General features: G+C 59.7%; 21 protein-coding genes. 13 read left to right on the top strand and 8 right to left on the bottom strand.

The genetic code is table 11. The annotated features are described in order from the left end of the window. Window positions 1-264 precede the first annotated feature (264 nt). The 9 genes from rpmH (at window position 265) to ACYVIS_RS08675 (ending at window position 7,941) form a co-directional block, all read left to right on the top strand. Complete coding sequence (gene rpmH / locus ACYVIS_RS08715) at window positions 265-399, top strand: 50S ribosomal protein L34 (RefSeq protein WP_232741874.1); 135 nt, start codon at window positions 265-267, stop codon at window positions 397-399. A gap of 45 nt (window positions 400-444) precedes the next feature. After that, complete coding sequence (gene rnpA / locus ACYVIS_RS08710; protein ID WP_460873779.1) at window positions 445-807, top strand: ribonuclease P protein component; 363 nt, start codon at window positions 445-447, stop codon at window positions 805-807. Next, window positions 804-1,037, top strand: a complete 234-nt coding sequence (gene yidD, locus ACYVIS_RS08705) for a membrane protein insertion efficiency factor YidD (RefSeq protein WP_460873778.1) — start codon at window positions 804-806, stop codon at window positions 1,035-1,037. The genes rnpA and yidD overlap by 4 nt, the downstream gene beginning before the upstream one ends. A gap of 123 nt (window positions 1,038-1,160) precedes the next feature. Continuing rightward, the gene (gene yidC, locus ACYVIS_RS08700; protein WP_460873777.1) at window positions 1,161-2,858 is read left to right on the top strand and encodes a membrane protein insertase YidC; all 1,698 of its coding nucleotides are present in this window, start codon (window positions 1,161-1,163) and stop codon (window positions 2,856-2,858) included. Window positions 2,859-3,124: 266 nt separating this feature from the next. Next, on the top strand, window positions 3,125-4,327 hold the full coding sequence (locus ACYVIS_RS08695; RefSeq protein WP_232741878.1) for an ABC transporter substrate-binding protein: 1,203 nt from the start codon (window positions 3,125-3,127) through the stop codon (window positions 4,325-4,327). A 152-nt stretch (window positions 4,328-4,479) separates the two neighbouring features. Further along, window positions 4,480-5,400 carry a branched-chain amino acid ABC transporter permease gene (locus ACYVIS_RS08690; RefSeq protein ID WP_232741879.1) on the top strand — a complete coding sequence of 307 codons (921 nt, stop codon included), beginning with the start codon at window positions 4,480-4,482 and terminating at the stop codon, window positions 5,398-5,400. A gap of 71 nt (window positions 5,401-5,471) precedes the next feature. Beyond that, window positions 5,472-6,485: a branched-chain amino acid ABC transporter permease gene (locus tag ACYVIS_RS08685; RefSeq protein WP_460873776.1), complete on the top strand. Its 1,014-nt coding sequence runs from the start codon at window positions 5,472-5,474 to the stop codon at window positions 6,483-6,485. Beyond that, window positions 6,482-7,231, top strand: coding sequence for an ABC transporter ATP-binding protein (locus tag ACYVIS_RS08680; RefSeq protein ID WP_460873775.1), 750 nt, complete (start codon window positions 6,482-6,484; stop codon window positions 7,229-7,231). Before ACYVIS_RS08685 ends, ACYVIS_RS08680 begins: the two co-directional genes overlap by 4 nt. Further along, window positions 7,228-7,941 carry an ABC transporter ATP-binding protein gene (locus tag ACYVIS_RS08675; RefSeq protein WP_232741882.1) on the top strand — a complete coding sequence of 238 codons (714 nt, stop codon included), beginning with the start codon at window positions 7,228-7,230 and terminating at the stop codon, window positions 7,939-7,941. Before ACYVIS_RS08680 ends, ACYVIS_RS08675 begins: the two co-directional genes overlap by 4 nt. A gap of 2 nt (window positions 7,942-7,943) precedes the next feature. Here ACYVIS_RS08675 and ltnD read toward each other — a convergent pair whose 3' ends face one another. Then, window positions 7,944-8,828 (bottom strand): L-threonate dehydrogenase, encoded by an 885-nt coding sequence (gene ltnD, locus ACYVIS_RS08670; RefSeq protein WP_232744728.1) that lies wholly within the window; start codon window positions 8,826-8,828, stop codon window positions 7,944-7,946. Between the two features lie 184 nt (window positions 8,829-9,012). On the opposite strand from ltnD, the gene denD reads away from it, so the two are divergent. Beyond that, window positions 9,013-9,996, top strand: coding sequence for a D-erythronate dehydrogenase (denD, locus tag ACYVIS_RS08665; protein ID WP_232741883.1), 984 nt, complete (start codon window positions 9,013-9,015; stop codon window positions 9,994-9,996). A gap of 352 nt (window positions 9,997-10,348) precedes the next feature. Here denD and ACYVIS_RS08660 read toward each other — a convergent pair whose 3' ends face one another. From ACYVIS_RS08660 to ACYVIS_RS08630, 7 genes are all read right to left on the bottom strand, one after another. Continuing rightward, complete coding sequence (locus tag ACYVIS_RS08660) at window positions 10,349-11,227, bottom strand: carbohydrate ABC transporter permease (protein ID WP_232741884.1); 879 nt, start codon at window positions 11,225-11,227, stop codon at window positions 10,349-10,351. Then, a complete protein-coding gene (locus ACYVIS_RS08655; protein ID WP_232741885.1) occupies window positions 11,224-12,123 on the bottom strand; it encodes a carbohydrate ABC transporter permease in 900 nt (299 codons plus the stop codon). The genes ACYVIS_RS08660 and ACYVIS_RS08655 overlap by 4 nt, the downstream gene beginning before the upstream one ends. Before the next feature lie 89 nt (window positions 12,124-12,212). Further along, entirely contained in the window at window positions 12,213-13,532 is a 1,320-nt protein-coding gene (locus ACYVIS_RS08650) for an ABC transporter substrate-binding protein (protein ID WP_232741886.1), read from the bottom strand. A gap of 74 nt (window positions 13,533-13,606) precedes the next feature. Continuing rightward, window positions 13,607-14,695 carry an ABC transporter ATP-binding protein gene (locus ACYVIS_RS08645; RefSeq protein ID WP_232741887.1) on the bottom strand — a complete coding sequence of 363 codons (1,089 nt, stop codon included), beginning with the start codon at window positions 14,693-14,695 and terminating at the stop codon, window positions 13,607-13,609. A 40-nt stretch (window positions 14,696-14,735) separates the two neighbouring features. Continuing rightward, on the bottom strand, window positions 14,736-15,692 hold the full coding sequence (locus ACYVIS_RS08640) for a C-terminal binding protein (RefSeq protein ID WP_232741888.1): 957 nt from the start codon (window positions 15,690-15,692) through the stop codon (window positions 14,736-14,738). A 12-nt stretch (window positions 15,693-15,704) separates the two neighbouring features. Continuing rightward, window positions 15,705-17,432 carry an IlvD/Edd family dehydratase gene (locus tag ACYVIS_RS08635; RefSeq protein ID WP_232741889.1) on the bottom strand — a complete coding sequence of 576 codons (1,728 nt, stop codon included), beginning with the start codon at window positions 17,430-17,432 and terminating at the stop codon, window positions 15,705-15,707. 63 nt (window positions 17,433-17,495) lie between these two features. After that, window positions 17,496-19,061: a UxaA family hydrolase gene (locus tag ACYVIS_RS08630; RefSeq protein ID WP_232741890.1), complete on the bottom strand. Its 1,566-nt coding sequence runs from the start codon at window positions 19,059-19,061 to the stop codon at window positions 17,496-17,498. Between the two features lie 415 nt (window positions 19,062-19,476). Here ACYVIS_RS08630 and ACYVIS_RS08625 point away from each other — a divergent pair, with 415 nt between their 5' ends. From ACYVIS_RS08625 to ACYVIS_RS08615, 3 genes are read left to right on the top strand one after another with little or no spacing between them, the layout of a single operon-like run. Further along, a complete protein-coding gene (locus ACYVIS_RS08625; RefSeq protein ID WP_370635893.1) occupies window positions 19,477-20,553 on the top strand; it encodes an Ldh family oxidoreductase in 1,077 nt (358 codons plus the stop codon). 46 nt (window positions 20,554-20,599) lie between these two features. Then, entirely contained in the window at window positions 20,600-21,346 is a 747-nt protein-coding gene (locus ACYVIS_RS08620) for a FadR/GntR family transcriptional regulator (protein ID WP_232741891.1), read from the top strand. Continuing rightward, window positions 21,343-22,101: an SDR family oxidoreductase gene (locus ACYVIS_RS08615; RefSeq protein ID WP_232741892.1), complete on the top strand. Its 759-nt coding sequence runs from the start codon at window positions 21,343-21,345 to the stop codon at window positions 22,099-22,101. Before ACYVIS_RS08620 ends, ACYVIS_RS08615 begins: the two co-directional genes overlap by 4 nt. Window positions 22,102-22,228: the final 127 nt, after the last annotated feature.

Here is a 22,228-nt window from a genome sequence, read left to right as displayed (position 1 = left end):
AGAATTTTTAACACCCAGGCGCTTATATTGGCACTTGTGTGGCGGCACGTATGGCGGCGCTTTGGCACCCATTCACGGCACCCGCATAAGTGCTGAAACGCAATGCCGGTAAGGCGTTGCAGGCATTTCTCCCTTACGTACTGTATGTACAGGGCATGCTGTAGAAGGCATGCGCCTGACACGTATCGGCGGCAATTGTTGATGCAACACTGAATACGGTAAACATTTTACAGGCTCCTGGCAGCTCTTTTATTTGGATTATCCATGCAACGCACTTACCAACCCTCCGTCACCCGCCGCAAGCGTACCCATGGCTTTCGAGTACGCATGAAAACCCGCGGTGGCCGTGCCGTGCTTAACGCGCGCCGTGCCAAAGGCCGTAAACGCCTGGCCGTTTAATAAGGCCTGCTGGCACTCGCAGCTAGCCTGTTGGCGCAAACGCCCATGCGTGCGACGCTTCCTTCAGCGGCGCGCTTGCACCGCCCCTCGGAATACGCCTCTGCCCTTAAAGGCAAGCGTATCGCCAGAGGGGCGTTGTTTGTTGTAACAACGCCTCGCGAAGCCCAGGTCGACGCAAGCTGCGCACGCCTGGGGCTGATTATTGCCAAGCGTTTTGCCGCCCGCGCCGTGACCCGCAATGCCATCAAGCGCGTCATCCGCGAGGCATTTCGCCACCGGCGCCATGAATTGCCCTTGCACGACTTTGTGTTTCGGCTCCATTCCCGGGTCGATGCCGTCTCGCTGACAGGGCTGAAGCAAATCGTGCGCCACGAAGTGGATGGCCTTCTGGATCGAGCCCTGCGATGATGAAAGCAGTGTTGATCGCACCGATCCGGTTTTATCGGTATTTTCTCAGCCCCTGGCTGGGAAGAAGTTGTCGTTTTACCCCAACGTGCTCGGCCTACGCCATCGAAGCCATCGAAGTGCACGGGCCGCTGCACGGTTTGTGGCTGGCGGCCAGACGCATTGGCCGTTGCCATCCCTGGTGTCCGGGTGGATTCGACCCGGTGCCGGGCCCGAAGCACAAACACCGGTAGGTCCGGCGGTTCAAGCCCTTGACACGCCGCCGTTTTTTAGACGTTCTTCCGCTCATCTGCGATTCAGCTGAGCTACGTTAAACTGATGGGCTTTTTGCTCAGCTTTAACCTAATACAGGCGCTATGGATATCCGACGCACCGTCCTCTGGATGATTTTCTCTTTCTCGCTGTTGCTCCTCTGGAACAACTGGCAGACTCATAACGGCAAGCCCTCGCTATTTGGAGGCAACCCGTTCGCAACTCAGACCGCCGAGGCCCCCAAGCCGGCGCCGGCTGCCAACGCGTCCGTGAACGCCAGCATCCCCTCCGGAATTCCAGCCGCGAAGACCGAGCCCCAGACGGCGACTGTGCCCGGCAATGCCCCGGCTCCTGCCAGCACCTCTGAAAAAGTCACCATCAAGACCGACGTCTACAAGCTGACTTTCGATACCTTGGGCGCACAACTGGTCAGGGCGGAACTGCTCAAGTTCAACTCGCCCGAGCATCCCGACCAGCCCATGGTCTTGCTGGACGATTCCGGCCCGAACTCGACCTATCTTGTTCAAAGCGGCGTAGTCGGCGCTCCCCAGGGCCAAAGCTACCCCACGCACCTGACCCCATTCCACCTCGTGTCCTCGGGAGCCAGCCCCACCGGCGACTCGATCAAGGTGGTGTTCCAGGCCGAAAGCGATGGCGTCAAGGTCGTCAAGACCTATACGTTGTACAAGGATCGCTACGATATCGATGTACAAAGCGATATCTATAACCTGGGCAACACGCCTATCAATCCTTCGCTGTACCTGCAGCTCACGCGTGACGGCAACGACCCTCCCAATACCTCGAAGTTCTATCACACGTTTACCGGCCCGGCGATCTATTCCAGCGAAGACAAGTTCCAGAAGGCCAGCTTTTCCGATATCGAAAAGGGCAAGGCCAGCTACATCAAAAAGGCCAACAATGGCTGGATAGGCATTGTGCAGCACTACTTTGCCACCGCCTGGGTGCCCCCGCAAGGCACCCTCCGACAAAACGAAATGCTGCACTTGTCGAACAATCTGTTTGCCGTGCGCTCCATCGAGCCGGTCGGCACGATCGATCCGGGCCAGCACCATGTTGTCGATTCGCGCCTCTGGGTTGGACCGCAAGATCAAAAGGCCATGAGCGCCCTGGCACCGGGCCTCGAACTGGTGGTCGACTACGGTTGGCTCACCATTATTGCCAAGCCACTGTTCAAGATCATGACCTGGCTGCACGCCCTGCTGGGCAACTGGGGCTGGACGATCGTGGCGCTGACCCTGCTGATCAAAGCCGTGTTTTACCCGCTTTCGGCCGCCAGCTACCGCTCCATGGCCAAGATGAAACTGGTCGCCCCGCGGCTGAAATTGCTGAAAGACAAATTCGGCGACGACAAGGCCAAAATGAACGCGGCCATGATGGAAATGTACCGCACCGAGAAAATCAATCCTCTCGGCGGATGCCTGCCCATGGTCATACAGATACCGGTCTTCATCTCGTTGTACTGGGTCTTGCTGGGCAGCGTGGAAATGCGCGGCGCTCCGTGGATACTCTGGATTCACGACCTGTCGGTGCGCGACCCCTGGTTCATCCTGCCCGCCATCATGACGGCGACGATGTTCCTGCAGATCAAGCTCAACCCGGCGCCGCCAGACCCCATGCAGGCCAAGCTCATGCTGGTCATGCCTCTGGTGTTCGGCGGAATGATGTTCTTCTTCCCCGCCGGCCTGGCGCTGTATTACTGCATCAACAATGCCGTGTCGATTGCACAGCAGCGCTACATCATGCACAGACTCGATAAGGAAAACGCCGCCGCGCACCGTTAGCGACGCGGGCGGTTTCGGCGTCATACATAGAAAGAAGGAAAGGCCCCATGCGTCGGACGGCGCATGGGGCCTTTCTATTCCAGATTGCCATATCTGAATCCAAAAACTTCATTGTTCCGGAATTCGGCAAATCTCCCAGGCTGAGCGCGCTTGCCGCATACTGTGACGCAGGCATTATCAGGCATTGGGTTATTCCCGATAGCAAATGTTTTAAGCTTAATGTAATTTAGGCGTTTTACCTATAAAATCCCCGGTCAGGAGACACTATGAAACCAGCTCGCAAGTCCGTCAAACGACGCAGTTTTCTACTCGGAAGCCTCTCGGCGGCGCTGCTCTGCGGCACACTCGCCAGCACGGCCAGCCTCGCGCAGGAACCCCTGAAAATCGGCTTTATCGGAACCCTGTCCGGGCCAGCCGGAGCACTCGGCCAAGACCAGTACGATGCCTTCATGCTGGCCATCAAGCAAAAGGGCGGCAAGCTGGGGGGCGTTCCGGTTACCGTCATCCGCGAAGACGACCAACTCAAGCCCGATGTCGGCGTACAGGCTGTCTCCAAGCTGATCAAAAGCGACCACGTACCCATCATTACCGGCGTCACGTTCTCCAACGTCATGATGGCCATACACAAGCCCATTACCGAAGGCAAGGTATTCCTGATCGGCTCCAATGCCGGCCCGGCGCCGATCGCCGGCAAATCCTGCTCGCCCTACTTTTTCTCTACCTCCTGGGACAACGACCAGCTGCACGAAGCGGGCGGCCAGCTCACGTCCGACCTGGGCTACAAGAACGTCTATGTCATGGCCCCGAACTACCAGGCGGGCCGCGACGCGGTCTCGGGCTTCAAGCGCGACTACACCGGCAAGATCATCGACGAGGTCTACACCCAGGTGAACCAGCCCGATTACTCGGCCGAAATCGCCCAGCTGCAAGCGGCCAAACCCGACGCCGTCTATGTCTTCTATCCCGGCGGCATGGGAGTGAACTTCGTCAAGCAATACCGCCAGGCCGGTTTGCTGGGCAAGCTGCCCCTGGTGTCGGTCTCGACCATCGACGGCAGCACACTGCCCGCGCTCAAATCGCTGGCAGCGGGTGCCATTACCAGCGCGCCCTATGCCCCGAATCTCGACAATCCGCAAAACAAGCAATTTGTCGAAGCCTTCGTCAAGGCCTATAAGCGCCAACCGTCCATGTACGCCGCGCAATCCTATGATGCGGCCAATCTGCTCGACTCGGCGCTGGCCAAGGTCAAGGGCAATGTGTCCAACGCCGACGCCTTCCGCAGCGCACTCAAGGCGGCCGACTTCAAGTCCGTGCGCGGGGCATTCAAGTTCGCCTCGAACCAGTTTCCGGAAGCGGGCTTTTACCGGGTCGACGTTATCGATGGCGCCAACGGCGCCGAGCTCAAGGCAGTCAGCCCCATTCACATCCAGAAACGGGCCAACTTCGCCGCTGCCTGCCCGCTGAAATAACAAGGCAGTACGGTGGCCCGTGCGGGCAGCAGCAATCGGCTCCGCCGATCCGGCTTGCGCGCACGGGCGCTTCTTGAACCCCCGGTGCCGGCACGCGCTGCGCAAGCCGGCGCCCAAGGCATAAGCAGGCCCGAGCGCCCCAGGAGTATTTTTTGAGCCTAGCTCTTTTTATCATCCAGGCCCTGAACGGCCTGCAACTCGGGGTCCTGCTGTTTCTCATGGCGGCAGGCCTGACCCTGGTTTTCGGCATCATGAATTTCGTCAACCTCGCCCATGGCTCTTTGTACATGATGGGCGCCTTCTTTGCCGCCTCCATCTACAATTACACTGGCTCATTCCTGCTGGCGGCGCTCTTGCTGATTCCGGCCATGCTGGCGCTGGGGCTGCTCGTTGAATGGGTGGCACTCAAGAAGCTCTATCAGCGCGATCACCTCGACCAGGTGCTGGCCACGTTCGGGCTGATCCTGTTTTTCAATGAGCTGGCCCGCATGATCTGGGGGCCTTCCCCCTATTACATGGAAGTGCCCGAATTTCTGAGCGGCGCCATCAATCTGTTTGGCATTTCCTATCCGGCCTATCGGTTCGTCATCATTACCGCCGGCCTGCTCGTCGCCCTGGGCTGCTACCTGCTGGTGCATAAAACCCGCATCGGCATGCTGATCCGCGCCGGATCCACCAACCGGACCATGGTGGGCGTGCTCGGCGTCAATATTGTCCTGCTCAATTCCATGCTGTTTGCGCTGGGCGCGGTACTGGCAGGCATCGCCGGCCTGCTGGCCGGACCGATACTGTCGGTTCAGGCCGGCATGGGCGAACCCATACTGATCCTGACCATGGTGGTCATTGTCATCGGCGGCATCGGATCGATCCGCGGGGCGTTTTATGCATCCTTGATCGTGGGGGTCGTCGACACGCTGGGGCGTACTGTCCTTCCCTCCCTGTTGCGCGGCTTTCTCGAACGCAGCACCGCCGACGTGGCCGGCCCAGCCCTGGCTTCCATGATGATTTACCTGCTCATGGCCTTTGTGCTGGCCATCAAGCCCCAGGGCCTGTTCCCGGTAAAAAATACCTGAGAAAGCGATATGAGCCTTCACACCCCCTGCCTGGCGCGGCCCGCTCGCCCAGCTACAGAAAGCGACTTCCAATGACGTCTTCCTCCCTCGTCCGCCGCAAATGGTCTGCCAGCACCCTGCTGGCCATTGTGCTGCTGGTGCTGCTGGCCCTGGTGCCGCTGTATGCCGCGGCGACCTCCGATCCCTTCCTGATCACCCTGAGCACCCGTATCCTGATCTTCGCCATCGCCGCCGTCTCCCTGAACCTGATCCTGGGCTACGGCGGCTTGATCAGCTTTGGCCATGCCTTGTTCCTGGGGCTGGGCGTCTACACCGCGGGCATCATGAGTTTCCATGGAATAGACAACGGCTGGCTGCAATTGCTGCTTACCTTGCTGGTCTGCGCCGGCGTGGGCTTCGTCACCGGCAGCATCGCCCTGCGCACCAGCGGAATTTCATTCATCATGATTACCCTGGCATTCGCCCAGATGTTCTTCTTTCTGATCGTCAGCCTCAGCCGTTACGGCGGCGACGATGGCCTGACCCTCGCCAGCGGCAGCCGGTTCGGCGGGCTGTTGCTGACGCAGCCGGGCATATTGTATTTTTCCGCCTTCGTTCTGCTGTGCCTCAGCCTGTATGCCTGCCACCGCCTGGTGCACTCGCGCTTCGGCATGGCGGTATGCGGCAGCAAGCTGAATGAGCGGCGCATGAAAGCCCTGGGATACCCGACCTTCCGCTACCGCCTGGCCATCTATGTGATATCGGCGGCGCTGTGCGGCATCGCCGGCCTGCTGTACGCCAACCTGACGCAATTTGCCTCGCCTTCCTATATGTCGTGGACCACCTCGGGCGACCTTATCGCCATGGTGGTCCTGGGCGGCATGGGTACGCTCGTGGGCCCCCTGTTCGGAGCCGTCGGCATGATTCTGGCCGAAGAGTGGCTCAAATCCCTGACCGAGCACTGGATGATTATTTTCGGCCCGCTGATCGTCCTCATCGTAACGCTAAGCCGGCAAGGCCTGGTCGGCCTGCTGCTACAGGCCGAACGGCGCTTTTCCCCCGGGCCGGGGGCGCCCCGTTCCCTCCCCGGCAAGGAGCCGCAATGAGCTTGCTCTCTGTTCAGAAACTGGTCAAGCGCTACGGAGGCCTGGTTGCCACCGATCATTTCGATTTCGACGTGCGGCCCGGGGAACTGCATGCCATCATCGGGCCCAACGGCGCCGGCAAAAGCACCCTGATCACCCAACTGGCCGGCGAAATCAGGCCGGACAGCGGCCAGATTCATTTCAATGGCCAGGACATCACCAGTGTAAAAGTGGAACAGCGCGCCCTGATGGGCCTGGCCCGTTCTTACCAGATCACATCGGTTTTTTCCGCCTTCACGGCGCTCCAGAATGTCATGCTCACAGTGCAGGCGCATCAAGGGCACAGCTTCCGTTTCTGGACGCCGGCCCTCGACCAGTCCGCGCTGGTCAAGCCCGCGCAGCAGGCGCTGGAAAGCGTGGGCCTGGGCGCACGCCTGCATGTGCCGGTGGCCGATATGGCGCACGGCGAACAGCGCCAGCTCGAACTCGCGATGGTACTGGCCGGACAACCTCGCCTGTTGCTGCTCGATGAACCCATGGCCGGCATGAGCCAGGCCGAATCGGCGCAAATGACCGATCTGCTGCTCAGCCTCAAAGGGCGATACAGCATTGTGCTGGTCGAGCACGATATGGATGCCGTTTTCAAACTGGCGGACCGGATCACCGTACTGGTGTACGGGCGCAATATCGCCTGCGGCTCGATCGCCGAGATTCGCGCCAACCCCGAAGTCCGCACCGCCTATCTGGGCGACGAGGCCATGCCATGAGTTCCCTGCTGCTTGACGTCAACCGCATAGAGTCTTCCTACGGCGCCAGCCAGGTATTGTTCGGCATGAGCTTTCAAGTCCGGCTGGGCCAGTTCGTCACGCTGCTGGGACGCAACGGCATGGGCAAGTCGACCACGGTCAAATCCATCGTCGGCCTGATGGCGCCTACGCAGGGATCCATCCAGTTTGGCGGGCAGGAAATCGCCGGCGTTCCGTCCTACAAGGTAGCCCGCGCCGGCATAGGCCTGGTACCGGAGGGGCGCCAGATCTTCCCCAACCTGAGCGTCACCGAAAACCTGATCGCCACCGCGCACAACCGCCAGAAATCGTCATCGCCCTGGTCGCTGGAAAAAATCTATGCACTGTTTCCGCGGCTGCAGGAACGGGCCGGCAACCTGGGCTGCAATTTGTCCGGCGGCGAACAGCAAATGCTGGCCATAGGCCGCGCCCTCATGACCAACCCGCGGCTGCTGATCCTCGACGAAGCCACCGAAGGCCTGGCGCCCTTGATACGCACGGAAATCTGGCATTGCCTGGGCGCACTGAAAGACACCGGCCTGTCGATCATCTGCATCGACAAAAACCTGAACTCCCTGTTGCCGCTGGCCGACCAGCACTACATCGTCGAGAAAGGGCACGTCGTCTGGTCGGGCAGCTCGAATGCATTAAGCGCCGAACGCGAAAAGCTGCAAAGCTATATGGGGATCTGAAATCAGCCCGGCAAGTCCACGCCGGGGAAGATCTTGACCACCGCCGCGTCGTCTTCCGCGCCATGGCCCGCGGCGGCGGCCATCAGGAACATTTGATGCGCCGCTGAAGACAGCGGCAGCGGAAAGGCCTCGCGTCGAGCCGTATCCAGCACGATGCCGAGATCCTTGATGAATATATTCACCGCCGAATGAGGCGTGTAGTCGCCCGCAAGAATATGCGGGACACGATTCTGGAACATCCACGACGAACCGGCGCTATTGCAGATGACTTCGTAAAGCATGTCGGGATCGGCACCCGCCTTGATACCCAGCGCCATGGCCTCGGCCGAGGCCGCTATGTGTACCCCGGCCAGCAATTGATTGATCATTTTCACCGTGGAGCCCTGGCCGGGCGCATCGCCCAGCCGATAAAGCTTTGCGGCGATCGCATCGAAGATGGCCTGGCATTTCTCAAAGGCCTGCGCGCTGCCCGCTGCCATGACCGACAACTGGCCTTCGGCAGCCTTGATCGAGCCGCCTGAAACGGGTGCATCGATATTGAGCAAGTCCATGGCTTTCAAGCGTTCGCCCAGCTGAACCGCGTAAGCGGGCGCCACCGTTGCGCTGCTGATGATTACTCCACCCTTGCGCATCGCCGCCGCCGCGCCATGCTCGCCAAATAAAACAGTGTCCATTTGGCTGGCATCGACCACCAGCACGATCACAGCCTCGACTTTTTCGGCAAGCTGCGCGGGGGTTCGTGCGACCAGCCCGCCCAGGGCGGCAAACCGATCCAGCACCTCGGTGCGCACATCGCAGGCGTAGACCTGGAACCCCGCATTGAGCAAGGCATGCGCCACGCCGAAACCCATAGAACCCAAACCAATGACGCCCACGGCCTGCGTCAACTGCCCTTGTGACTGGCCCATTTACCCTTGCCTCCAGAAAAAGATGAATCGAATCGTCTGTGCAATCTGTTGCCGTTTATCTGCTGCCGCACATGCGCCGCAATCAGTCCCGCTGCTTTTTATATTGTCATGATACGAGCAGCTACGCTATGCTTCAACCATAATTGCTCATTGGGACAAGGTCATGCAAATATTGATTACCGGCGGTGCCGGCCTGCTGGGTGCCCGGCTCGCCAAGGCGCTTCTTGCACAGGCAACGCTGGCCGACGCGCAAGGCAATCAGCAAGCGATATCGCGCATCACTCTGCTCGACGTCATTCCCGCACAAGGGTTCGACGATCCACGCATCAAGACGGTTGCAGGCGACATCTCCGACCCCGAAGTCGTCAAGGCAAACCTTGGCAAAGACACCCAGTCGGTTTTCCATCTTGCCGCCGTGGTCAGCGGCGAGGCCGAGGCCAATTTCGATCTGGGCATGCGCATCAATCTGGATGCAAGCCGGTTGATTCTGGAACGCGCACGCCAAAACGGCAATTGCCCGCGTATCGTGTTTACAAGCTCGGTAGCGGCCTTTGGTGGCCTGCTGCCTGCCCAAGTGCTCGACACCACGCCAACCACGCCGCAAAGCTCCTACGGCACGCAAAAGGTCATGGGCGAACTCATGATCAGCGACTACAGCCGCAAAGGCTACATCGATGGCCGCGCGCTGCGCATGCCCACCGTTTGCGTGCGCCCCGGCGCCCCCAACAAAGCCGCCTCCAGTTTTGCCAGCGGCATCATACGCGAGCCGCTCAATGGCCTTGAAGCAATCTGCCCGGTATCGCGGGAAACATCGCTATGGCTGGTTTCACCGTCCAAGGCTATCGAAAACCTTATCCACGGACACGAAATAGACAGCCAGCTTCTCGGCGCCAGCCGCGCCCTGAATTTGCCAGGCCTTTCTGTCACCGTGGGTGAAATGGCCGCCGCGCTGGAACGCGCCGCCGGCGCCAAGACCGCGCACCTTATACGCTGGCAAGCCGACGCCGCCATCGAACGCATCGTCAATTCGTGGCCCGGCAGCTTCATCACCACACGCGCCGATGCCATGGGGTTCAAGCGCGATGCCAGCTTCGACGCCATCGTGAAAAACTACATCAATGAAGAACTGCAGGGGCGCATCGCCTGAAGTGTCCGTACAACCCCCTCATTGCTGTCTGAGTCCTTCATTGCCGTCTGAGCCTGCGATCGCGCAAAAAACTCAGATGCGAGCGGGGGTGGCGGCGCAGGCGGGGTGAGCGAGCTTGAGTCCGCCGCGGCCGCAGCCTGGATCGGGATGCAAGGGAGCGGCTGTTTGAGCGTCAAGGGTGTCCACAGCCCGGGGGGCTGTGGACGACGCGAGTTCCGCGACCGCCCGATCCAGGCTGCGGCCGCGGGCAGTCCTGGCAAAGCCAGGACCGGACGAGGCGAGCTCCACCCCGCCTGGGCCGCCACCCCCGCGTCTTAAGAACGAAGATGACGGTCGGCCACGAACTCGAGATCTACTCCTTCACCGCGCCTGTCATGCCGGACACGTAATACTCCACAAAGAAGGAATACACCACAGCCACCGGCAAGGAACCCAGCAGCGCCCCGGCCATCAGCTCGCCCCAGTGGTACACATCGCCCTCGATGAGTTCAGTCACGATACCCACAGGCACTGTCTTTACCTCGGTCGACGAAATGAAAGTCAGCGCATAGATGAACTCATTCCAGGAAAGCGTGAAAGCGAAAATACCTGCCGAAATCAGCCCTGGCACGGCCAGCGGCAAAATGATCTTCACCAGGATCTGCCAGCGCGTAGCGCCGTCGATCAGCGCGCACTCTTCCAGCTCGTAGGGAATCGAACGGAAATAGCCCATCAAAAGCCAGGTACAAAACGGGATCAGGAACGTGGGATAGGTCAGGATCAGCGCCCAGCGCGTGTCGAACAGACCCAGCTCGAACACGATGGAGGCCAGCGGAATAAACAGAATGGACGGCGGGATCAGGTAGGCAAAGAAAATCCCCAGGCCGACCTGCTTGGACCCCTGGAAACGCAGGCGTTCGATCGCATAGGCGGCAAACACGCTGGCCGCCAGGGATATGAAGGTAGCCACCGTCGACACAATAACGGTATTCACCATCCAGCCATTGAAGGGCGTATTGAACAGCAGCCGCCTGAAATGCTCCAGGGTCGGAGCAACCACCCAGAACGGATTGCTGGTGTGCAGGGCCAGTTCGGCGTCAGACTTGAACGCCGTGATGACCATCCAGTAGAACGGGAAAAGCAGCACGAACACAAAGATGCCTAGCGGGATATACGTAGTGACCCAGCGTCGCGGCAGGGACTGCAGGTAGTCCATGCCTTGCTGCTCATCGGGTTTTTGCTTCTTGCTCATTTGTCACCCCCTTGTTGCCAGGCGCGGCGTTGCAAGCCGAAATACGAGAACATGATAGCGGCCAGCAGGAACGGTATCATCAGTATGGCCAGAGCCGATCCTTCACCCAGCGATCCTCCCGGAATAGCGCGCTGGAACGACAATGTGGTCATCAGGTGCGTGGCATTGAGCGGCCCTCCGCGAGTCAGCACGTAAATCAGCTGGAAGTCGGTGAAGGTGAACAGCACCGAGAATGTCATGACCACAGCGATAATGGGCGTCAGCAACGGCAACGTGACATAGCGAAACTGCTGCCAGGGAGTAACCCCGTCTATGGACGCCGCTTCGTACAGTGCGGGTGAAATTGTCTGCAAGCCGGCAAGCAGCGTAATCGCCACAAAGGGAATGCCGCGCCACACGTTGGCGACAATCACGGAAAACCTGGCCATCCAGGGATCGCCAAGAAAATTGATGTAGTGGTGGATCAGCCCCATTTTGACGAGCGTCCAGCTGATGATCGAAAACTGCGGATCGTAAATCCACCAGAACGCCAGCGCCGACAGCGCCGTGGGTACGATCCAGGGCAATAGAATCATGGACCTGAAAAGGGACTTGAACGGCAGGTTTCTGTTGAGCAAAATCGCCAGCCACAGGCCCAGCATGAATTTCAGGATGCTGGCGACCACGGTATAAAGCACCGTATTGAACAAGGCCAGCTGCGCAATGGAATCGCCGATCAGATAGCGGTAGTTATCCAGCCCGACCCAATGCCCGATACCGCCGATTTTTGTATCGGTGAACCCAAGCCAGACGCCCAGCCCCAGCGGATATGTCAGGAAAACCAGCAGCAACAGGGCGGTAGGCAGCATGAAAAGCAGGCCCAGCACATTGCTGTTGTTTAATGCGCGAGATAGCATAATGATCCTTCATGGAAACCGCCCGACAGCGCCGGCATAAAGCCGGACGCTGCCAGGGGGCAAAACAGACAGTCGCCGAACGAACAGGCCTAAGCCTTGTAGTACCGCTTGGCGCGCTCTGCTGCTTGTGCCGCGGCCTCTTTCGGGGTCTTGGATCCGCTTGCCGCTGCGGCGAACATATCGACCACCACGTAGTCAGCCATGACGGCGGCCGATGCGGGTCCTAAAGGACCGGCATGGCCGTTGTCGATCATGATCGCGGCCGAATCGCGGAAAACCGTCGCCTTGGGATCGTCGGTCCAGACCGGATTAGCCTCGTAAGCCTTGAGCGGCTGGCTGACATAGCCGATGGCGGCTTTCATCCAGGGGTTGTACTGGTTGGCTTCCATCATGAACTGCAAGTAGGCCTTGGCCGCATTCGGATACTTCGAATACTTGAACAGCATCATCTGCGTGATTTGCATCAGCTCGGTGTGCTTGCCCGTGGATCCCACAGGCAGGTGCGCATGTTCAATGTCTTTGGCCATTGCCTGCATTTTCGGGTCGGTCGAATTCTTTGCCGCGTAGTACACGGAAATACCATTGGCCGTAAGGCTGATCTGTCCGTCGAGAAAGGCCTTGTTGTTGGAAGGATCCTGCCATGCCAATGTGCCGGGTATGAAGGTTTTATACAGCTCCTTGGCGTACTCGAGCGCGGCGATCGTTTCGGGCGACTCGATAACAACCTTGCCCTTGGTATCGACCATCATGCCGCCATGCGACCACAACAGCCAGTGCGCGAAGTTGTTGCCGTCGCCCACGGCATGGCCGAACGCAAAGCCCGCCGGCGTGCCTTTGGCCTTGAGCGCCTGGCACAGCTTGAGAAAGCCCGGGAGATCGCTGGGCATGGTGTCGAAGCCGGCCGCCTTGATCATGCTTTGGCGATACACCAGGGCATTGCCGACCACGCCCAGCGGCAGGGCAATCCATTTGCCGTCCTTGGTACCGTACTTTCTGCATACGTCGTACCAGCCACCGTATTTCTTGTCCAGGTAATTGGCCAGGTCCGATACATCGACCAGCTTTTCGGGATATTGCTCCGGGTCATCGAACCAGCCAATGATGATATCGGGGCCGCTGCCGACCCGGGCTGCCACGGCGGCCTTGGGACGCACATCTTCCCAGCCTTCGTTGTCGACTCGAACGGGTATGCCCGTTTGCTCGGTGAATTTTTTAGTATTGGCGGTCCAGAGATCTTCGTCGCCCTGTACGAACCGTTTCCATCTGAGTACGCGCACGCTGGCGCCTTTTTCCGGCGTGTAATTCAGTTTGGTACCCGCGTCGGCGGCGAAGGTACTGCCGCTCACGGTCGATGCCGCAGCGGCGGCTGCCGTAGACACCAGAAAATCACGTCTTGTAAATTTTGTCATGTCTTCCACTCCTTTGGTTAAGGGGGTTATGCCCCCGTGCAAATTGGTCTTGCGCTCTTGCATGCCTCCTGAAATCAGTGTTGCCTTAAAGCCTTGCCGGACTCGGCATCGAATAAATGCGTGCGTTCGTGATCGGGCATCAGGTGCAACGCATCACCCGCCTTGAAATCGTGCCGTTCACGAAAAATCGAAATAAGATCGGTGTTGCAGAACCTTGAATAGACTTCGGTATTGGCGCCAGTGGGTTCGATCACGGTAACGCCGGTTTTGATGCCCTGGTCGCCCGTGGCTATGGTCAGGTGCTCGGGCCTCACGCCATAAATGACGCGCTGGCCATCGACCCCGGCGGCGCCATCGGCGCCCAGCGGTGCCGGCAGGCAAGTGCCATCGGAAAATTCAACCTGTGTGCCGAAACCGCTGCGGCGCAATACGCCGGGAATGAAATTCATGGCGGGCGATCCGATGAAACCGGCAACGAACAGATTGCTCGGGTTATCGTAGATATCGAGCGGCCTGCCGCGCTGCTCGACCACGCCATCGCGCATGACGACGATCTGGTCGGCCATGGTCATGGCTTCGATCTGGTCGTGCGTGACATATACGGATGTGGTGCGCAAACGCTGGTGCAGCTCTTTGATTTCGGCGCGCATCTGCACGCGCAGCTTGGCATCGAGATTGGACAGCGGCTCGTCGAATAGAAACACCTGAGGGTCTCGGACAATGGCACGCCCCATGGCAACCCGCTGGCGCTGGCCACCGGAAAGCTGGCGAGGATAGCGATCGAGAAGCTGGGCCAGGCCGAGGATTTCGGACGCTTTGTCGACGCGCTGCTTGACCGTGGCCTTGTCGGCCTTGGCCAGCATCAGTGAAAAGGCCATGTTGTCGTAGACAGTCATGTGCGGGTACAGCGCATAATTCTGGAACACCATGGCAATGTCGCGTTCCTTGGGCGGCATATTGTTGACCACCTTGCCATTGATCAGGATTTCGCCCTCGGTAATTTGCTCGAGCCCGGCCAGCATGCGCAGCAGGGTCGACTTGCCGCAGCCGGACGGCCCCACCAGCACCGCAAACTGGCCATCTTCGATATCGATGTCAACGCCGCGTATGACTTGCGTGCCGCCAAAGTACTTTTGTATTCCTCGAATTTGCACTGATGCCATGCGATGTTCCTTTGTCTCTGATAATTTTATTTATGGTCATTTACTGCTTGCCTTCCACAACGACATAAGACGGGCGGTCATTGTTCGCCCAATCGACGAGATTCTGGGCCGCCTTGCGCCGCAACTCCTTTTCGGCCACTACCGAGTAAAACGCCGCATGGGGCGACAGCAATACCCGCGGATGCTGCACGATACGCGCATCGATTTCCGGCGGTTCGACCGGCAGGACATCGAGTGCGGCGCCATCGAGTTTGCCCGCATTGAGCGCGGCAAGCAAGGCCTGGACATCGATGACCGGACCGCGAGCCGTATTGACCAGGACGCTGCCGGGCTTCATCAGGCCAAGCAGCCTGGCATTCACAATACCGCGCGTCTGGTCATTGAGCGGGACATGCAATGATATGGCATCGGCCTGCGTAAACAAGTCTTCAATACTAACGCGTTCCACGTAAGCGGGGAAGTCTCCGTCAATAATATAAGGGTCGCAGGCGATGACTCGCTTGAAGCTGTTGCGGCTGATATGCGCCATGCGCTTGCCAATGCGACCGAGGCCAAGGATTCCAACGGTCATGTCGGAAACGCGTTGCATTTTCCCGGTCGAAGTAAAGTGCCAGGTTCCGGCCTTTATATCGCGATCGTAGAAAGCGATGTGGCGCAGCAGCGAAAGCATCATTGCCAGGGCATGCGTGGCGACCTCGCCCACACCATAATCGGGCGAGTTTCCCACCCATACGCCATGGGCCTTGGCATCGGCAACATTAACCGTATCGAAGCCCGCGCCATAACGGCTGACAATGCGTATTTCCGGGCGGGCGGCAAACACCTTGGCATTCACCGGCGCATACTGAACCAGCAGGCCCTGGCAACCCGCCGAAGCGGCGATGACCTCATCTTCGCTGCGGCATTGTGCAACAACGACCTCGACGCCCGCCGCGCGATACAGGGCCTGCTCCAGTTCGAGATCGGGAAAATCATAATCGGTGATCAGAATCTTCATGCCGCATCGACCTCAGTGATTGTCTTTGGGTATGCCCGCGCCGCTCTTGCCGACCAGGAAATCAAGATCCGCTCCCAGATTGGCCTGCTGCACATGCTCGACGTAAAGCTTGACCCAGCCGCGTGCCATCGGCGCGGGCGCCGGCTTCCATGCAGCGCGCCGCTTCGCAAGCTCGGCATCCGAGACATGCAGATGCAGTTTGCGCGCCGCCACATCGAGCTCGACGATATCGCCATCTTGAACCAGCGCCAGCGGGCCGCCGGCGGCGGCTTCGGGCGCAACGTGCAAGACCACCGTGCCATAGGCGGTGCCGCTCATGCGCGCGTCGGAAATCCGGACCATGTCGGTGATTCCCTTGCGCAGAATCTTGGGCGGCAAAGGCATATTGCCCGCTTCGGCCATACCCGGATAACCTTTGGGCCCGCAGTTCTTCAGCACCAGCACGCAATTCTCGTCGACGTCCAGGTTTTCGTCGTCCATGCGCTCGTGCATGTGCTCGCTATTTTCGAATACAACGGCACGGCCTTTGTGCTTGAGCAAGGCAGGTGTGGCCGCCGACGGCTTGATGACGGCTCCGTCGGGGCACAGATTGCCGCGCAGTATGGCAATGCCGGCATCGGCCTTGAACGGATCGGAGTAGGCGTGTATGACTTCGCGGTTCCAGTTGGGCGCGTCTTTGCAGTTATCCCACAAGGTGTTGCCGTTGACCGTCAGGGTGGTGCGATCGATGACCTCGCCCAATTCGCGAATCACGGCGGGCAAGCCACCGGCGTAATAAAAATCTTCCATCAAGTGGCGCCCGGAAGGCTGCAGATCGACCAGGCATGGCAGCTTGTGGCCCAGTTCGTCCCAGTCGTCGAGGTTCAGCTTGACGCCCATGCGTCCCGCAATCGCCAGCAGATGGATGACCGCATTGGTCGAGCCGCCAATCGCGGCGTTGACGCGAATGGCGTTCTCGAACGCGGCGCGCGTGAGGATCTTCGACATGACCAGATCCTGCTTGACCATCTCGACGATGCGCCGCCCCGATGCGCGCGCCAACACATTGCGGCGCGCGTCGACGGCGGGAATGGCCGCATTGCCCGGCAGGCTTATGCCCAGGGCTTCGACCATGCTGGCCATGGTTGAAGCCGTACCCATGGTCATGCAATGGCCGTGCGAACGATGCATGCAGCTTTCGGCCTCGAAAAAATCCTCTTGCGACATTTGCCCGGCGCGCACTTCCTCGGACATTCTCCATACGTCGGTGCCCGAACCCAGCTCGCCCCCGCGATACTTGCCGCTAAGCATGGGCCCCCCCGATACACCAATAGTGGGCAGGTCACAGGAAGCCGCGCCCATCATCAGGGCGGGCGTGGTTTTGTCGCAGCCCATCAGCAGCACGACGCCGTCGAGCGGATTGCCGCGTATCGATTCCTCGACATCCATGCTGGCGAGATTGCGAAACAGCATGGCCGTGGGCCGCAGCATGGTCTCGCCCAGCGACATGACCGGAAATTCAAGTGGAAATCCGCCCGATTCCCAAACCCCGATCTTGACCTGTTCGGCCAGCGTGCGGAAGTGCGAATTGCATGGTGTGAGTTCGGAATAGGTATTGCAGATGCCGATCACCGGCCGGCCGTCGAACTGATCGTGGGGGATGCCGCGATTCTTCATCCATGAGCGATAAAGAAATCCATCGCGGTCTAGCCGACCGAACCATGCCTGACTGCGGCGCAAAGGCTTCTGTTTATCGCTCACTCCGATCTCCTGTGTGGGGTATGACTATTTTTTTTCAAACTTGCGGATTTCCGCAGGCCACCACTACATGGTGGCGCCCAACACCCATGGCGCGAATTCATCTTCGCCGAATCCGTGAAGCTCGCTCTTGCTGCGGTCTCCGGAGGCAATCTCGATGACACGGCGGAAAATCTGCTCGCCCACTTGCTGCACTGTGGCGCCGCCTTCCAGAATTTCGCCGCAATTGATGTCCATGTCTTCGCTCATGCGACGGTACATGGAGGTGTTGGTTGCCAGCTTCAGCGAAGGCGTGGGCTTGCAGCCGTACACCGAGCCACGCCCCGTGGTAAAACAAATGACGTTGGCGCCGCCCGCTACCTGGCCTGTCGCCGACACCGGGTCGTAGCCCGGAGTATCCATGAACACCAGGCCGTGGCTGCGAACCGGTTGAGCGTACTCGACCACATCGGACAAGTTGCTGGTGCCGGCCTTCGCAACCGCTCCCAGCGATTTTTCAAGTATGGTGGTAAGCCCCCCCGCCTTGTTGCCGGGCGAGGGATTGTTGTTCATTTCGCCGCCCATGCGCTCGGTGTACCTTTCCCACCAGTGGATACGGTCGACCAGCTTTTCTCCGACCTCGCGCGATACCGCCCGGCGCGTCAGCAAATGTTCGGCCCCGTAAATTTCGGGGGTTTCACTGAGGATTGCCGTGCCGCCGTGGGCCACCAGCAGATCCATGGCCGCGCCCAGCGCCGGATTGGCGGTAATGCCCGAATAGCCATCGGAGCCGCCGCACTGCAGGCCCACGGTAATGTGGCTGATCGGCACAGGCTGGCGCGACACCTGATTGGCCGCGGGCAGCATCTCGCGCAACAGCTCGATGCCGCGTTCTATGGTTTTGCGCGTGCCGCCCGTGTCCTGGATGGTCATGGTATGCAGGGTGGCGGATTCGGCCAGGTGCTCGGCACCCAGCAGCGATGAAATCTGGTTCGATTCGCAGCCCAGCCCGATGAACAGGACCGCGGCAAAATTCGGATGCCTTATATAGCCGGCGATCACGCGGCGCAGCACGTCGATGCCCTCGCCGTTGGAGGCCATGCCGCAACCGGTTTTATGCGTAATCGGAACAATGCCGTCGACATTCGGAAAGGCATCGAGCGCGTTGCCGCGAAACGCATCGGCAATCTGGCGACAGACCCCGGCGGAACAATTGACGCTGCTGACCACACCGATATAGTTGCGCGTGGCAACCCGGCCATCGGCCCGGACGATGCCATTGAAAGTCAGCGCCGTCGCCGGCTTGCTGTCGGGGCGCACATCGGCACAAAAGGCATAATCGCGCTCGAAGTCGTGCATGGAAAGGTTGTGCAAATGCACGTGCTGGCCCGCGGCGATATCGCGCGTGGCAAAGCCGATGATCTGGTTATAGCGACGCACCGGCTGGCCCGTGGCAATTGCCCGGGCAGCAATCTTGTGGCCGGCGGGAATGGCTTCGGACGCCGCGATGTGCTCGTCGTCAAAGGCCGTGCCTGGCTTGATTTCCCGCGTTGCAATCAACACGTCGTCGTTTTGGTTCAGGCGTATTGCCGCAGGCGCCTGATCCAGCCGGCCGATCGATTCGACCGGTACCGAAATTTCTTGTGCCACCATAACCTCCGCTCATAAACTGAATTCAAGCGCCGCCGACTCGTGCCACTGCTCGGTCGCCAAGGCAAACCTTAATTCGACGCCCAGTCTAGTACACAAACAAATATAGGTAAAGTGGTATTACCAAAATCGCCAAACGGTCTTTGCCTGGCCTGAATACCAGGCAATTCGAATATAGACTCCGGTACAAACTTTAGATCTTGACAAGCGTATTGTCATATGGAATTCTGCGGATACTGGTAAGGCCAATTTACCTATTGAAGTTGCCGAAAATCGCCCGGCATGCGCCTGTGGGCAAACATACAAAAACGGCGATGCCGCAACGCCGGCACAAGGGAGAAAACACTGTGGCACAGCGCAATCATTATGGTTTTTCAAGACGGCACGCCGTCACGACCAGCGGACGGGCAAGTTACTGATGAATACCAAACGTTTTTCCGTCGACCAGCTACAGGGCTTTTCAACAAACCTGCTGCAAGCCGCCGGCATGGCGCCCGAACCCGCCCGCGCCGTGGCCGAAACCCTGATCGAGGGCGATCTGCTGGGCCACGATACGCACGGCCTGGCCCTGCTCGCCCCATACATCAAGGAAATCCGCAACGGCACCATGACCACCTCGGGCCAGGCAAGCGTAGTGTCCGATCGCGGCGCATCGCTGTGCTGGGACGGCCGCCGTTTGCCCGGGCCGTGGCTGGTCAGACAAGGAATGCAGGCCCTCGAGCCGCGGGCGCGCGAATTCGGCAGCGCCACATTGGTAATACGGCGCAGCCACCATATCGCCTGCCTTGCCGCCTACCTGTTGCGCGCCACCGAGCGCGGTTTTGTCATGCTGCTTGCCAGCTCCGACCCCGCGGTCGCCAGCGTTGCTCCGTACGGCGGTACGCGCGCCGCCTTCACACCCAACCCGATTGCCGCCGGTATTCCCACCTCGGGCACGCCCTTTTTGATCGACATTTCGTCTTCAATCGTCACCAATGGGCTTAGCGCGCGCCTGCACAAGGCAGGCCGGCTTTTCGACCAGGAATGCATGCTCGACGCAAACGGCAATCCCAGCCGCGATCCGGGCGTGCTTGCCAGCGATCCACCCGGCACCATACTGCCTTTGGGAGGCCTTGAGTCCGGACATAAGGGCTTTGGGCTGGCACTGCTGATCGAAGCACTTACCGGCGGCCTGGCCGGCCACGGCAGGGCCGATCCCGCCGAGGGATGGGGTGCCACGGTATTCCTGACCCTCTACGACCCCGAGGCATTTGGCGGGGCGGCCGATTTCGCACGCCAGACCGACTGGCTTGGCGAAGCCTGCAGAAACAATCCGCCGCGGCCCGGGGTCGATGCCGTACGCATGCCCGGCGACCGCGGCATTGCCCGTAAGGCCGAACAAACACGCGCAGGTATCGCACTGCATCCCGGCATCCCTCCCGCGCTCGCCGAGTGCGCAAAGCCCTACGGTCTGGAGTTTCCAGCACCGCTCGACAACCCGGAAATGAAGTCTTGAACAAAATGCTCCTGTTTGTTCTACGCAGCCAAGAACGGAATTTTCCATGCCCATCAAAGCCATTGAAACGCAACGGCTCTATCGCCAGATCAGCGACCAGCTTCGGTCGCTGATCCTTGCCGGTGAGTTTCCGGTAGGCTCGCGCCTGCCGGCCGAGCGCGATTTATCCGTGCAATTGGGCGTCAGCCGCCCCTCCTTGCGCGAAGCCCTGATTGCGCTCGAGGTTCAGGGATATATCCAGGTTCACATGGGTTCCGGCATCTATGTTTGCGAGCCGCCGTCGCCCTCCACGGAACAGTTCGACCTGTCCAGCGAGGAAGGCCCCCTGGAACTGATACGCGCCCGGGCGCTGCTTGAAGGCGAGGTTGCCGCCACAGCCGCCAAGACAGGGCGCAAGCCACAGTTCGATGCCATAGCCGAGGCCATCGACATGATGGTTGCCGAAGCCGAGGCAGGCGCCACGCCCATCGAGGCAGACCGGCTGTTTCATGTGCGTATTGCCGAAGCAACCGGCAACAGCGTGCTGGTCGACGTCGTCAAGCGCCTTTTCGACTTTCGCCTGGGCCCCTTGTTCGACCAATTGCACAGCCATTTCGAAACCGCCGAGGTCTGGTCCGAAGCCATTGCGGAGCACCGCAAGATCCTGAAAGCGCTGCGCTCCAGGAACTCGGATCTCGCCCGCGGGGCCATGCAGGAACATATGGGAATCGCTTTCAAGCGGCTCAGCTCCAGCCTGACGCGCGCGCAAAAGCGCCCGGCGGCATCGCGCAACGGCAAAGGAAACAAAACATGAATCCCACCACGAAGGTCGCACTCGTTACGGGTGCCGGTTCAGGAATAGGAAAATGCATTGCCCTGGCCCTGATGGGCGACGGCTATTCGCTGGTCCTGGCCGGACGCCGCACAGCGCCGCTCGAGACCGTGGCGCAGGAAGGGCGGGCATCCGGCGCGCAATCCCTGGTTGTCAGCGCCGACGTCAGCGACCCGGCTTCGGTCCGGGCGCTGTTTGCACGCACCAAAGAAACATTTGGCCGGCTCGATCTGCTGTTCAATAATGCGGGAATTTTCGCGCCCGAGGCCTCGCTCGAAGATCTCAGCTACGAGCAATGGAAGTCCGCGGTCGACATCAATCTGACCGGCTCATTCCTGTGCACGCAGGAAGCCTTCAAGCTGATGAAAGATCAGCAGCCGCGCGGCGGGCGCATCATCAATAACGGCTCCATCTCGGCACACTGCCCGCGGCCTCATGCGGTTTCCTACACCGCCACCAAACACGCCATTACCGGCCTGACCAAGGCAACATCGCTCGATGGACGCAAATACGATATTGCCTGCGGCCAGATAGATATCGGCAATGCGGCCACCAACCTGACCGAAAAAATCGGCAAGGGTGTCCTGCAGGCCAACGGCACGGTTGCCGCGGAACCGACCATGGATGTGCAGCATGTGGCTCGCGCGGTTCTGTATATGGCCAGCCTGCCGCTCGATGCCAATGTCCAGTTCATGACTGTCATGGCCACCAAAATGCCTTTCATCGGACGCGGCTGAGCAATCCACCCCGCAACGCTTGCATCGCACGAAACCAGGCCATCCGCACAATCATGGAAGCCTGCGCAAATTTGTAATAGCAATTATCTATTAATTGATTTAAGTTAATTGACTTTGTATTTTTGAA

This window comes from Paralcaligenes ginsengisoli (assembly GCF_054781135.1).
The sequence above is the reverse complement of the archived record's forward strand: the minus strand, read 5'-3'. Positions and strand labels throughout refer to the sequence as shown.